Annotated in this window: 11 protein-coding genes; 6 read left to right on the top strand and 5 right to left on the bottom strand. The window is 54.0% G+C overall.

What is annotated here, in order from left to right; all coding sequences use genetic code 11:
- Positions 1–123 precede the first annotated feature (123 nt).
- Together NC856_RS06735 and eutR are read left to right on the top strand one after the other, a co-directional pair.
- Complete coding sequence (locus tag NC856_RS06735) at positions 124–1,503, top strand: aldehyde dehydrogenase family protein (protein ID WP_264089651.1); 1,380 nt, start codon at positions 124–126, stop codon at positions 1,501–1,503.
- Between the two features lie 140 nt (positions 1,504–1,643).
- Positions 1,644–2,684: an HTH-type transcriptional regulator EutR gene (gene eutR / locus NC856_RS06730; RefSeq protein ID WP_264089650.1), complete on the top strand. Its 1,041-nt coding sequence runs from the start codon at positions 1,644–1,646 to the stop codon at positions 2,682–2,684.
- 4 nt (positions 2,685–2,688) lie between these two features.
- Here eutR and NC856_RS06725 read toward each other — a convergent pair whose 3' ends face one another.
- The 4 genes from NC856_RS06725 to NC856_RS06710 all read right to left on the bottom strand — a co-directional run bounded on the left by NC856_RS06725 (position 2,689) and on the right by NC856_RS06710 (position 8,309).
- Positions 2,689–3,423, bottom strand: a complete 735-nt coding sequence (locus NC856_RS06725; protein WP_264089649.1) for a phosphoadenylyl-sulfate reductase — start codon at positions 3,421–3,423, stop codon at positions 2,689–2,691.
- A 12-nt stretch (positions 3,424–3,435) separates the two neighbouring features.
- Positions 3,436–5,187, bottom strand: coding sequence for an assimilatory sulfite reductase (NADPH) hemoprotein subunit (cysI, locus tag NC856_RS06720; protein WP_264089648.1), 1,752 nt, complete (start codon positions 5,185–5,187; stop codon positions 3,436–3,438).
- A complete protein-coding gene (cysJ, locus tag NC856_RS06715) occupies positions 5,187–7,007 on the bottom strand; it encodes an NADPH-dependent assimilatory sulfite reductase flavoprotein subunit (protein ID WP_264089647.1) in 1,821 nt (606 codons plus the stop codon). The genes cysI and cysJ overlap by 1 nt, the downstream gene beginning before the upstream one ends.
- Before the next feature lie 342 nt (positions 7,008–7,349).
- Positions 7,350–8,309, bottom strand: coding sequence for an AraC-like ligand-binding domain-containing protein (locus NC856_RS06710; RefSeq protein WP_264089646.1), 960 nt, complete (start codon positions 8,307–8,309; stop codon positions 7,350–7,352).
- Positions 8,310–8,475: 166 nt separating this feature from the next.
- On the opposite strand from NC856_RS06710, the gene NC856_RS06705 reads away from it, so the two are divergent.
- The 3 genes from NC856_RS06705 to queD all read left to right on the top strand — a co-directional run bounded on the left by NC856_RS06705 (position 8,476) and on the right by queD (position 10,998).
- Positions 8,476–9,498 (top strand): carbon-nitrogen hydrolase family protein, encoded by a 1,023-nt coding sequence (locus tag NC856_RS06705; protein WP_264089645.1) that lies wholly within the window; start codon positions 8,476–8,478, stop codon positions 9,496–9,498.
- Positions 9,499–9,624: 126 nt separating this feature from the next.
- Complete coding sequence (locus NC856_RS06700; RefSeq protein ID WP_264089644.1) at positions 9,625–10,512, top strand: transporter; 888 nt, start codon at positions 9,625–9,627, stop codon at positions 10,510–10,512.
- Between the two features lie 120 nt (positions 10,513–10,632).
- Positions 10,633–10,998, top strand: coding sequence for a 6-carboxytetrahydropterin synthase QueD (gene queD / locus NC856_RS06695; protein WP_264089692.1), 366 nt, complete (start codon positions 10,633–10,635; stop codon positions 10,996–10,998).
- A 36-nt stretch (positions 10,999–11,034) separates the two neighbouring features.
- Here queD and queE read toward each other — a convergent pair whose 3' ends face one another.
- Entirely contained in the window at positions 11,035–11,706 is a 672-nt protein-coding gene (gene queE / locus NC856_RS06690; protein WP_264089643.1) for a 7-carboxy-7-deazaguanine synthase QueE, read from the bottom strand.
- A gap of 177 nt (positions 11,707–11,883) precedes the next feature.
- Between queE and NC856_RS06685 the strand changes: the two genes are divergently transcribed.
- Complete coding sequence (locus NC856_RS06685) at positions 11,884–12,849, top strand: MBL fold metallo-hydrolase (protein ID WP_264089642.1); 966 nt, start codon at positions 11,884–11,886, stop codon at positions 12,847–12,849.
- Positions 12,850–12,853: the final 4 nt, after the last annotated feature.

Below are 12,853 nucleotides of genomic sequence, written 5' to 3'. Positions count from 1 at the left end.
CTACGTTCGAATACAGGATGGATTCGCCGTATCCCGCATTGATAGTCGGATTGCCGTATTCACCTTCGCTTACTATTAAGCTGTTTGAGTTTATCTCACTGATATAAATAGAGGATTGCGCATATGAAACAGTCAACCCAAGAGCTAAGCGCCCCGACATACCCGTTTGTTGAGTTTGATGCACAATACGGCGTATTTGAATCGCTTGATGATGCCGTTAATGCAGCGACTCAGGCACAAAAACGTCTGGATAACGTGGTTTTGCGTCAAAACGTGATCGCTGCCATCCGTCAGGCCGGCGAGCGGTATGCTCAGGTGCTGGCAGAAATGGCGGTAGAGGAAACCGGCATGGGACGCGTGGTCGATAAATATGCCAAAAATGTCTCTCAGGCGCGCAGCACGCCGGGCACAGAAAGCCTGTCGGCGGAAGTCATCACCGGCGACAATGGCCTGACGCTGATTGAAAACGCGCCCTGGGGCGTCGTTGCCTCGGTTACGCCGTCGACCAATCCTGCGGCGACCGTTATCAATAACGCTATCAGTATGATTGCCGCAGGCAACAGTATCGTTTTTGCGCCCCATCCTTCGGCGAAAAAAGTGTCGCTGTACACCATCAGCCTGTTGAACAAAGCCATCGTCGCGGTAGGCGGACCGGAAAACCTGCTGGTCACCGTGAAGGATCCCAATATTGAAACCGCACAGCGTTTGTTCCGTCATCCCGGCGTCAACCTGCTGGTCGTGACGGGCGGTGAAGCGGTTGTGGAGGCGGCGCGCAAACATACCGACAAACGGCTTATTGCCGCCGGAGCAGGCAATCCCCCGGTTGTCGTGGACGAAACCGCTGATATCCACCGTGCTGCGCAGGCAATTGTTCGTGGCGCATCGTTTGACAACAACATCATTTGCGTTGATGAAAAAGTGGTAATCGTCGTCGATAGCGTTGCCGATGCGTTGCTGGCGGAAATGCAGAAAAATCAGGCCGTGTTATTGAATGAAGCGCAGGTAAAACAGTTACTGCCCGTAGTGCTTAGCGATATTGATGAGAACGGAAAAGGACGCGTCAGCCGTGACTGGGTCGGACGCGATGCGGCAAAAATCGCGGCGGCGATCGGCCTGGATGTCGGCGAGCAAACACGCCTGCTGCTGGCGGAGACTGATGCCCAACATCCCTTTGCCGTCACGGAAATGATGATGCCGGTGCTCCCGGTTGTACGCGTAAGCAACGTAGAGGAAGCGATTGAACTGGCCGTGCGGCTGGAAGGCGGTTGCCGTCACACCGCCGCCATGCATTCATCCAATATCAATAACCTGCACAAAATGGCCAACGCGATCAATACCAGCATTTTTGTCAAGAATGGTTCCTGTATCGCGGGGTTGGGGTTAGGCGGCGAAGGCTGTACTTCCATGACTATTTCGACGCCAACCGGAGAAGGCGTGACGTCGGCGCGCACATTTGTGCGCATCCGTCGTTGCGTAATGGTGGATATGTTTCGTATTGTGTAGTCATCAATAAAAAACCATGTTGCCGCTGTCTATCGACAGCGGCAACCGAGGATAACGTATCCGTACCAGTTCGATACCACAGCCTGCATAGATAAGGGGCGTTTAGTAGCATCATATTGTTTTCCTGGAGGTAAGCGCACATGAGAACAGGCAACCTTACCCATCTGCACCATCTTGATGCTTTGGTTTTTTCTCAGGAAAAAATGGCGTCCTCCCTGGGCAAAGCTCAAAACATCCACCAGTCCTCGACTCAGGACGTTTACGCGCAATCCTGCTCAATTACCGCCTGGCAACAACTTTACGATCAGGTTTCGCCCGGTCATTTCCGTGGGGAGCTTCAGGAGTTGCTGTTAGACGGCGTTCAACTCTGTCACGAATATACCAATCTCGCGTTACGTCAGTCCTGCATGGTGTGGCCGGGATCATTCTGGTTTGGCATTCCGTCCACGCTGGAAAATCGGGGATTTATTGGCTCACAGCGGCTGGACCAACACTCCATTGCCGTCAGTCCCGGCGGCAAGGAGTTTGAATTAACCACGCCCGATGATTTTTCCATTCTGGGAGTGGTGATCTCGCAGGATGTGCTTTACCAGTATATTGGCGCGTTAAATGACCCGGAATGGATGCTCCAACGCTTAAATCAGGGAACCGCGCTGATGGTTGAACCTGACAAAAAAGCCACGCTGTGCGCGTTTATTCGTCAGGCGCTCTGGCATAGCTGCCACTCTCCTGGGTGGATGAAACAGAAGAATGCGGAGAAAGTGCTCCAGCATAATCTGCTGACCACGCTGATTTCGTTTCTGGAAAACGTACAGCCCTCCGCCGACCAAACGCAAGGCAAGCATCAGAGAAAACTGATCGCTTTTGCGCGTGAGTACGTGTTGAGCCAGACATCCGAACCGGTGACCGTGCTTGAGTTGTGCCGACAATTGCATGTCAGTCGGCGGACATTGCAAAACGCCTTCCAGAATATATTGGGAATTGGGCCTAACGCATGGCTTAAAATTATCCGTCTCAACGCGGTACGTCGCGAACTCATCAGTCCCCGATCGCAGCACCACACCGTACAGGATGCGGCAATGCAATGGGGATTCTGGCATCTGGGGCAGTTTTCCAGCGATTATCAGAAATTGTTCAATGAGAAGCCTTCATTAACGCTGCGACGACGTTTGCAGCATTAACGCGTTACCCCTCATGCAAGCCGCACTCGCGTTTAAGGCCGAAAAAGCGCGTTTCTTCCTCGCTCATTCCCGGTTCCCACTTGCGGGTGGTGTGCGTGTCGCCCACCGAGAGATAGCCCTGTTCCCATAACGGATGATAGCTCAGGCCGTTTTGCTTCAGGTATTGATAAACCTGACGGTTGTCCCAGTCGATAATCGGCAGGAGTTTGAATACCCCGCGCTGCACCGCCAGTACCGGCAGATGCCCGCGGCTGCCGGATTGTTCGCGCCGTAATCCCGCGAACCAGGTTCGGGCCTTAAGTTCGCTCAGCGCGTGATTCATCGGTTCAACCTTGTTCATCTGGTTATAGCGTTCAATACCATCAACGCCCTGCTCCCACAGTTTTCCGTAACGCGCCTCCTGCCACGCCGGTGACTGAGCGGCACGATACACCTTCAGATTCAACTTCAGTTGATCCGTCAGCGTATCAATAAACTGGTAGGTTTCAGGAAAAAGATAACCGGTATCCGTAAGGATAACCGGGAGATCAGGCCGAAACTGCGTGACCAAATGCAGCGATACCGCCGCCTGAATCCCGAAGCTGGAAGACAGCACATATTCCCCCGGCAGATGTTCCAGCGCCCACGCCACCCTTTCCTGCGCGGACAATGACTCAAGCTGCTTATTCACTTCAGCCAGCGCGTCGGACTGCGCGGCTTTCGGCAACGCATTGAGCGCATCAAGATTAAGCTCAGACATCAGGATCTCCTGTCAGTCATAGAAATCACGGGCGGGATCGCGCACCGGCTTGATGATGTTGCTGCGGATGGTGAAATCGCCAAAACCTTCATTCTCAAGACGATCTTTCGCCCACAGGCCGATTAACCGATCAATTTCGCCGAGGATCTCGGTTTCATTGATATTTTCGCGGTACATGCGCGGAATACGCGTGCCTTCGCGATTACCGCCCAGATGCAGGTTATAGCGTCCAACCGCTTTCCCCACCAGACCGATTTCCGCCAGCAGCGCCCGACCACAGCCATTCGGACAGCCAGTGACGCGCAGTACGATATGCTCATCGCCCACGCCATGCCGCTGCATGATATTTTCAACGTACGTGACGAACGACGGCAGAAAACGCTCGGCTTCCGCCATCGCCAGCGGACAGGTCGGAAACGACACGCAGGCCATTGAGTTTTTACGCTGTTCGCTTACGTCATCATCCATCAGACCGTGTTCGCGCGCCAGCGTTTCGATTTTCGCCTTATTCCGCGCTGACACGCCAGCGACGATCAGGTTCTGGTTCGCCGTCAGACGGAAATCGCCTTTATGAATTTTAGCGATTTCCGCCAGACCGGTTTTCAGCGGACGCCCCGGATAATCCAGAATACGACCATTCTCGATAAACAGCGTCAGATGCCATTTGTTATCAATGCCCTTCACCCAGCCGATACGATCGCCGCGACCGGTGAATACATAGGGCCGTACCGCGCCAAAAGTTATACCGGCGCGCTTTTCCACTTCCTGCCTGAAGGTATCGACCCCCACACGCTCCAGCGTGTATTTGGTTTTGGCATTCTTACGGTTGGTGCGGTTACCCCAGTCACGTTGCGTGGTCACCACCGCTTCGGCAACCGCCAGCGTATCCTCAATGGAAATGTAGCCCAATTCGCTGGCGGTGCGCGGATAAGTCGCCTTGTCGCCATGCGCGATGGAAAGCCCGCCGCCCACCAGCACGTTGAACCCCACCAGACGCCCATTATCGGCAATCGCCACAAAATTCAGATCGTTGGCGTGCAGGTCCACATCGTTTTGCGGCGGGATCACCACGGTGGTTTTAAACTTACGCGGCAGATAGGTCGCCCCCAGAATCGGCTCTTCATCAGTGGTGGCGACCTTCTCCTGATCCAGCCAGATTTCAGCGTAAGCGCGGGTGCGCGGCAACAGGTGCTCGGAAATCTTTTTCGCCCACTCATACGCCTGCTGATGCAGTTCCGACTCCACCGGGTTCGAGGTGCACAATACGTTACGGTTTACGTCATTGGCGGTCGCCAGCGAATCGAGCCCCAGACGGTTCAGCATCTGGTGCGCCGGCTTGACATTCGGCTTGAGAATGCCGTGAAACTGGAATGTCTGGCGGTTGGTCAGACGAATACTGCCGTACAGCGTGTTTTCAGCGGCGAATTTATCGATGCCCAGCCATTGTTGCGGCGTGATCACACCGCCCGGCAAGCGACAACGCAGCATCATCGCATGGCGCGGCTCCAGCTTCTGCTCGGCGCGCTCGGCGCGGATATCGCGGTCATCCTGCTGATACATGCCGTGAAAGCGGATCAGTAAAAAGTTGTCGCCATTGAAGCCGCCCGTCAGACCATCCGTCAGATCGTCGGCAATAGTGCCGCGCAGAAAATTGCTTTCCTGTTTCAGCCGTTCGGCGTCAGCAAGTTTCCCTTCTACCACCAACGGACCGGGATGCTTGTCATCCGCCGCCGATTGTTCATCTAAGACTGACTTTTCGCTCATTAGTACACATCTCGCTGATAACGGCGCGCAAGGCGCAGATCACTTAAAAATTCGTCGGCTTGCTCGATATCCATGCCGCCGTGCTCAACCACCACGTCCAGTAATGCCTGTTCGACATCTTTCGCCATGCGGTTGGCATCGCCACAGACATACAGATGCGCGCCCTCCTGAAGCCAGCGCCAGACTTCCGCGCCTTTTTCCCGCAGTTTGTCCTGTACATACACTTTGTGTGCCTGATCGCGTGACCACGCCAGATCGATGTGGGTCAGCAGCCCTTCTTTCACATAGCGCTGCCATTCAACCTGATACAGAAAATCTTCGGTAAAGTGCGGATTGCCAAAGAACAGCCAGTTTTTGCCTGTAGCGCCCTCAGCTTCACGCTGCTGCATGAAAGCCCGAAACGGCGCAATCCCCGTACCGGGGCCAATCATGATCACCGGCGTTTCCGGGGCGGCGGGCAGGCGGAAATTGTCGTTATGCTCGATAAATACCCGCACTTCATCGTCTTCGTTGAGGCGGTCGGCCAGATAGCCGGACGCGCCGCCGGTCCGCGCGCGACCATCAATCTCATAACGCACCACGCCTACCGTAATATGCACTTCGCTTTCCACTTCCGCCTGTGAGGAAGCGATGGAATATAAACGCGGCGTCAGCGGACGCAACAGGCTAATCAACTGTTCAGACGTCAACGCCGTCGGCGCCTGACGCACCATGTCCGCCAACGGGGTGCGTTGGGCAAACTGCTGCAACGCGGGCTTATCGCTCACCAGCGCCAGCAATGCTTCATCACGCGACAGCAAGGCATACTTTTCAACCATCGGCGCAGTATTCTGCGTCAGTTCAAAATGGCTTTTCAGCGCCTGCGATAACGGCAGGGTGTTGCCCTCGACACTCACTGGCTCATCGCCTTTCAGCCACAACAATTCAAGAATTTCCCGCACCAGCGCCGGATCGTTTTCAAACCACACGCCCAACGCATCGCCTGGCTGATAACGCAAACCGGAATCACCCAGGTCGATCTCAATATGACGCACATCCTTTTCTGAATTGCGTCCGGTGATTTTCTGATTAACGGAAAACGCCGCATGCAATGGCGCCGCTTTGCTGTAAGGGCTACTGGTGATTTCATCCAGCGCGCCGCGGCTACTAGCCTGGAGCGCGGCCTCACTCTGCGCGGGCAAACGCGCTTGCAGGATATCCACCAATTGGCGTCGCCACTGTTGCGCGGCGGTCTGATAATCCACGTCCGCATCAACGCGATCCAGCAACCGCTCGGCGCCCAGTTCGGCAAGACGGTGATCAAAATCCTTACCCGCCTTGCTGAAAAACTCGTATGACGTATCGCCCAGACCAAAGACGGCGAACGCCGCCTCTTTCAACGACGGCGCTTTTTTGGAGAACAGGAATTTGTGCAACGCCACCGCTTCTTCCGGCGGTTCCCCTTCGCCCTGCGTCGATGTCACCACCAGCAACAGTTTTTCCTGACCGATTTGTTTGAATTTATAGTCGCCGGCATTCACCAGATTGACCGTCAGCTTCGCCGCCAGTAAATCGTCGCGCAGTTGTTCGGCCACTCGACGCGCATTGCCGGTCTGGGAGGCTGAAATCAGCGTGATCGCCGGCAGCGGCGCGGCGCTGACCGCGGATGCGCCCGCATTCGCAACCTCTGACTGTTCGACGGGCGCTTGCAGCCGCCCCCAAAAATAGCCGGATAACCAGGCAAGCTGGGCAGGCGAAAAATCACCGGTCGCCGCCTGCAAACGTGCTAATTGCTCCGCGCTCAACGGGAGCAATGAAGTAGGAGAAACCGGATTTTTCATTATGATCGCTATTTCCTTGTCTCTAACCGCCACTCATGCAAATAAGTGAAATAAAAAGATGAATTGCCCATAAGGTTAACCATCCGCATCTTAACAATTAAAGAAATGATAGAAATATTAAATAACCAAAATGACTAAATGGTTTTTCTGATAATCCTTATTGCTTAAAGTGTTATAGGCAGATGATTTCGGATGGCGAAAAGAGGGAAAGTGGCGGCGATGAGCCCGGTTTATGCGGAAATAAACCCGGTATCACGCTTGGATGCCGACCGGGAAATCAGTCGTTTGCGGTTATAGCGACAACGTCAGGCGGGTCGAGGGTTGCCCTGGGCGTCACAACAATTAATTATGATTAAGACGAAACTCACGCGCAGACATACCGAACCGCTGCTTAAACACACGGCTGAAATAAGAAATATCGCTGAATCCCCAATGAAAAGCGATTTCATTGATCTTTCTCTGCCTCTGCGCGGGCGCGCGTAATTCTCTGGCACAACGTTCAAGACGGCAATGGAGCAGATAGCGGCCAAACGTGGTGCTTTCGCTTTCAAACAGCATACTGGCATAGCGGGTTGATATACCAAACATTGAGGCCAGAACCGTCAGCGACAACTGCGGATCACTCAGACGATCCTGTATCGCCATTTTCATTCGGTACAAGAGCGCCATATTTGTCGGTTTCTCAGGCAAAGACCGAGGGACACGTTCAGCCAGCACCATACCCAGTAGATCGAGCGCCTGTTCTTTCAGATGCAGTTGCGGCGCTTCACCCAGGCTATGATGTACCGACCATAGACCGTGAAGAAAATCAAAGGTGAGCTTTTCCATCGGACGGTTAGCGGACAAGGTAAGCGCGGTTAAATATTCAAGACCGGCGACACGACGGTGCAATTCCGCACGCGGGATTTGCACTACCATTTGTCGGAATGCCCCATCAAAGTGCAGTTCATACGGGCTCCTGGTATCGTAAAGAGCGAAGTCGCCGGGCGTCAGCAGCGCCTCCCGTCCCCCTTGAACCACGAGGGAACGACCGGAAAGCACCATACTCAACAAAATAAATTCTTCCCTGCTGCGGGCTATCTCCTGCTTGTTTCTCAGCACTTTCTGGCGTGACGCGCTGACATCGACCAGCGAAATGCTTGCCAGATTCTGCACTTGTATACGTCCAGAGAAAGCATCATGCTTCAGAAATTCACAGTGTAACGGCACAAAGGTTTCACACACCACCTCCCGCCAGTAATCCTTACGTTCATGCATGGCTACGCTATCCGTATCGAAACGATGATCAACTGCAACAGGCATGATCCCCCCGGAAGAAAGTGATTGGACAACCCAATCTTAGCAAAATCCATGCCTGTATCTCCTTCTTCCTCAGTCAATTTTTACTTCCGTCTCGTCCTACTGAACCCGCGGTAAATCACGGTACAACGTGATGGTACGTTTATCGATACCGTTTAAGGAGAAGACCATGCAAAACCCCATTACTGTCGCTTGTGTTCAGGCCGCCCCGGTATTTATGGATCTGGATGCCACAGTAGAAAAAACCATTGCCTTGATTGAAGAGGCCGCACGAAAGGGCGCGCAGTTGATCGCGTTTCCTGAAACGTGGATACCTGGTTACCCTTGGTTTTTATGGCTGGATTCGCCGGCAGCAAACATGCCGCTGGTACGCCGCTATCATGAAAACTCACTGATTCTGGATAGCGTTCAGGCCAAACGCATCAGCGATGCGGCCCGTGAATCCAGGATCTGGGTGGTGCTGGGCTACAGTGAACGCGACGTCGGCAGCCTATATATCGGCCAATGGATTATCGACGATCAGGGCAACACGGTAGCGACACGCCGCAAACTGAAAGCCACACATGTCGAACGCACGTTATTCGGTGAAAGTGATGGCTCCTCCCTGAGAACCTTCAATACCCCGCTGGGCATTATAGGTGCGCTGTGCTGTTGGGAGCATCTGCAACCGCTGTCCCGCTATGCGCTGTATGCGCAACACGAACAAATTCACATTGCCGCCTGGCCGAGCTTTAGCGTGTATACCAAGGCTACCGCGGCGCTGGGTCCGGAAGTCAATGTGGCGGCCTCGCGGGTTTACGCCGCCGAAGGTCAATGCTTTGTCATCGCCCCTTGCGCCATTGTTTCACCTGAGATGATAGCGATGCTGTGCAATGACGATGCCAAACTGTCGCTGCTTCAGGCTGGCGGCGGTCACGCGAGAATTTTTGGGCCTGATGGCAGCGAACTGGCAACGCCGTTAGCTGAAGATGAGGAAGGATTACTGTTGGCGACCCTTGATCCCGCTGCGATCATCTATGCCAAATCCGCCGCCGACCCGGTGGGACACTATTCGCGCCCCGACGTGACGCGTCTGCTTATTGATCGCCGGGCGAGAAGTCCGATGCAGGAAATCAATCCCGCCGCGTTGGAAGAAGAGGATGACGCGTATCTGGAACCATTCTCCTCATTCCAGGAGAAAGAGAGTAAGTAGCGTCGTTCCTTCCTGCGCAACTGCGTATTCCCAGTATGAACCGGCCGCCACGCCGGACATGACCAGCCGCCCCTCCCGGCGTGGTCTGCTTAACCAGGCGGACTCATTTATTAAGGAATATCGAAAATGAATAAAAAAAATCGTTCTGTCATTTTTGCGGGTTTATTATTGTCAGGCAATGCCTGTATCCCAAACGCCAGCGCGCTTGAAATCACACCGGGCGATTATGAGCCACTGCCGGCGCAAACCACCATGCTGTTGCTTTACTACCAGCACGCCGAGCGTACGGATTTTTATCTGAGTGGAAAAAAACTCTCGGATAATTACCGGCTGAATTCCGATATCGGTATGCTGCGTGTTATTCACGCGATCGGGTTGAATGACAACATATCGATAAGTCCACAGGTCATTCTTCCTTTCGGGCGAATGGCCGCTTCGGGAGAGGCGCAGGCACTGGGGAAAACCTCCGGCATAGGCGATCTGGTGTTGGGCGCGCCGGTAAAAATACGGCTGAATACCGCGTCAAACGATATTCTCGCCTTTGGCCCTTATCTGTATCTGCCGACTGGCAGCCATGACCGCAATGATGCGCTCAATATGGGAGAGAATCGCTGGCGGTTTCTGTTGCAAGGCGCCTGGATCCATCGCGTCTCCGATAAATGGGCGCTTGATACCGCCGCGGATGTTTCCTGGGTGACGGATAATAATGAATACGGTCCGAACGCGCAGACACAGAAACAGAAGCCTCGCTATGAATACCAGGCATACATGAGATACCAGTTGACGCCTCAATTGGCGCTGGGTTTCGGCGGGGGTTACATTGATGGCGCAAGAAGCTCGATTGATGGCGCCGATCAAAATGACGCGCTTCGCACGACCTATGCCCGGCTGACGGCAACCTATTTTATTACTCCAACCTTACAGGTACAGGCGCAAGTCGGCAGGGATCTGCATGTCAGCCAAGGCTTCGAGGAAGACAGACGCTTTAATCTGCGGCTGGCGACATTATTCTAAGCCCTGAATGATCAGGGCCGCGGGTTTACTGAGCAGTGACGGCGCGTGCTTCACGCTGCAATTTCCGGTAGTATACGATGGTTTTTTTGACAGCATTTATTGAAAGAACCTGAGAACATCATCATGGTCACAACGCTATTTAAAGATTTTCAGTTTGAAGCCGCTCACCGCCTGCCTCATGTGCCGGCCGGACACAAGTGCGGTCGTCTGCACGGACATTCCTTTATGGTTCGGCTGGAAATTACCGGCGAGGTTGATCCGCAGACCGGCTGGGTAATGGATTTTGCCGAATTAAAAGCCGCGTTTAAACCGACTTGGGAAAAGCTGGATCATCATTATCTGAATGATATTCCCGGTCTGGAGAACCCTACCAGCGAAGTGCTGGCGCACTGGATATGGCAACAACTGAAATCCGCGTTGCCGCCATTAAGCGCGGTGATGGTGAAGGAAACCTGCACCGCGGGTTGCGTTTACCGCGGAGAATAAGTGAAGACGGCATGAGGCGCCCGCCCCACGCCGCCCTCAGGCAATGTTCAGATATTTATGCGTCTGCATGGAAAGCCGCCAGTTGCGGGCAATGCAGGTTTCGATACACAGTCTGGTCGCCTCATCTTTCTGGCTAATCGGCTGTAATGCCACAATCCGCGGTTTGTCGTCATGCAGACGCGCCAGCAATTCATCCAGCGCGTCGATATCCCGCGCCCGGCCAACCGGATGCTTGATTTCATCCGCCCGCTGCAACGCCTGATCGAGCACCTTCATACCGCCGCGCATATTCACCTTGGGCGACACCGTGACCCAGGTTTTGGCGGAGCAACGCACCTCGTGCGTCCCGCTGGTTTCGATCTGACAACTGAACCCATGCTTTTCCAGCGACAATGTCAGCGGCGCCAGATCATGAATACAGGGTTCGCCCCCGGTGATCACGATATGACGGGCGGTATAGCCTGCCCCCGTCATCAACGCCAGAATATCCTCGGCACTGGCGGCGCCCCAGACATCGCTTTCCTGTGTTTTGACGATGATCTCGTCCAGCGAGGTTTCCCGATCGGCCAGCTTGTCCCAGGTGTGTTTGGTATCGCACCAGCTACAGCCCACAGGACACCCCTGCAATCGCACGAAGACCGCCGGTACGCCGGTAAAATAGCCTTCGCCCTGCAACGTCTGGAACACCTCATTAATCGGGTACTGCATGTTTGCCTACTATCCTGTTTTACGATCACGCCTGCTCAAAAAACCATTATCGCAGATCGCAGGTCAACTCGCCAAACCGGGCGTGCCTGAGGTATTTCATTTGAGTAATCGCCCAACGCAGTCAATAATCAATCTGCTGATCTTTTTCACCTGCCTTATCAACAAGGAACGAAATATATGAAGTTATTGCAGCCGTTAACATTATTACTGGCGTTCGCATGCTCTCCGGCATTTACACAGGCGCAAAGCGTGGCCCAGGTAAAAACCCAACCAGGTTATTACCGGATGATGCTGGGCCAGTTTGAAATAACCGCCTTATCCGATGGCACCAATACCCTGCCGATGGATAAATTGCTGGCCCGTATCCCGCCGGAAAAAATAACCGAACTGCTGGCGGAAAAATCACTGACCTCGCCAGTGGAAACCTCGATCAATACTTTTCTGATCAATACCGGCAAGAACCTGATCCTGGTCGATACCGGCAATGGTAAACAAGCCAACCCTACCGTCGGGAAAATCCTGAGTAATCTGCAAGCGGCGGGCTATAAACCGGAACAGGTGGATACGGTATTGCTGACCCATCTGCACGGCGATCACATTGGCGGCCTGCTTAACGAAGGCAAACTGGCTTATCCGAACGCCACTGTTTACGTCAATAAGCAGGAAACCGATTACTGGCTCAGCGAAGAAAATCTGAAACAGGCCCCGGAAGATCGCAAACCCGCTTTTCAACGCGCACAAGAAATTTTCCGACCAATTATCGCCGCCAACAAATTGAAAACCTTTTCCAGTGACGAAACCATTCATCCCGGCATTATCGCGCAGCCCGCTGTCGGCCACACGCCGGGACACACCGCGTATCGGGCGGAAAGCGACGGTAAGAAGATGCTGATGTGGGGCGACACCATCCACGCGGAAGCGGTACAAATGGCGCTTCCCGCCACCACCATCAATTTTGACTCCGATATGGATGCCGCCGCCAGCGCGCGCGCCAAACTGCTGGCTGATGCGGCCAGTCAGGGATTCTGGGTGGCCAGTGCGCACATTTCATTCCCCGGCATCGGCCATATCAAAGCCGAACCCGGCAATGACGGCTATCGCTGGGTTCCGGCTAATTACAGTCTGAGCGGATTAGCACGCTAACCGC

This window comes from Brenneria izbisi (assembly GCF_025840185.1).
GTDB lineage: Bacteria > Pseudomonadota > Gammaproteobacteria > Enterobacterales > Enterobacteriaceae > Brenneria > Brenneria izbisi.
Note: the sequence above shows the minus strand (reverse complement) of the source record. Positions and strands in the feature narration are given on the sequence as shown.

Excerpts from the sequence above, each read along its gene's own strand:
- NC856_RS06725 (WP_264089649.1), bottom strand. The coding sequence starts at position 3,423 with ATGTCTGAGCTTAATCTTGATGCGCTCAATGCGTTGCCGAAAGCCGCG.
- eutR (WP_264089650.1), top strand. The coding sequence starts at position 1,644 with ATGAGAACAGGCAACCTTACCCATCTGCACCATCTTGATGCTTTGGTT.
- queE (WP_264089643.1), bottom strand. The coding sequence starts at position 11,706 with ATGCAGTACCCGATTAATGAGGTGTTCCAGACGTTGCAGGGCGAAGGC.
- NC856_RS06685 (WP_264089642.1), top strand. The coding sequence starts at position 11,884 with ATGAAGTTATTGCAGCCGTTAACATTATTACTGGCGTTCGCATGCTCT.
- cysI (WP_264089648.1), bottom strand. The coding sequence starts at position 5,187 with ATGAGCGAAAAGTCAGTCTTAGATGAACAATCGGCGGCGGATGACAAG.
- cysJ (WP_264089647.1), bottom strand. The coding sequence starts at position 7,007 with ATGAAAAATCCGGTTTCTCCTACTTCATTGCTCCCGTTGAGCGCGGAG.
- NC856_RS06735 (WP_264089651.1), top strand. The coding sequence starts at position 124 with ATGAAACAGTCAACCCAAGAGCTAAGCGCCCCGACATACCCGTTTGTT.
- NC856_RS06710 (WP_264089646.1), bottom strand. The coding sequence starts at position 8,309 with ATGCCTGTTGCAGTTGATCATCGTTTCGATACGGATAGCGTAGCCATG.
- NC856_RS06705 (WP_264089645.1), top strand. The coding sequence starts at position 8,476 with ATGCAAAACCCCATTACTGTCGCTTGTGTTCAGGCCGCCCCGGTATTT.
- NC856_RS06700 (WP_264089644.1), top strand. The coding sequence starts at position 9,625 with ATGAATAAAAAAAATCGTTCTGTCATTTTTGCGGGTTTATTATTGTCA.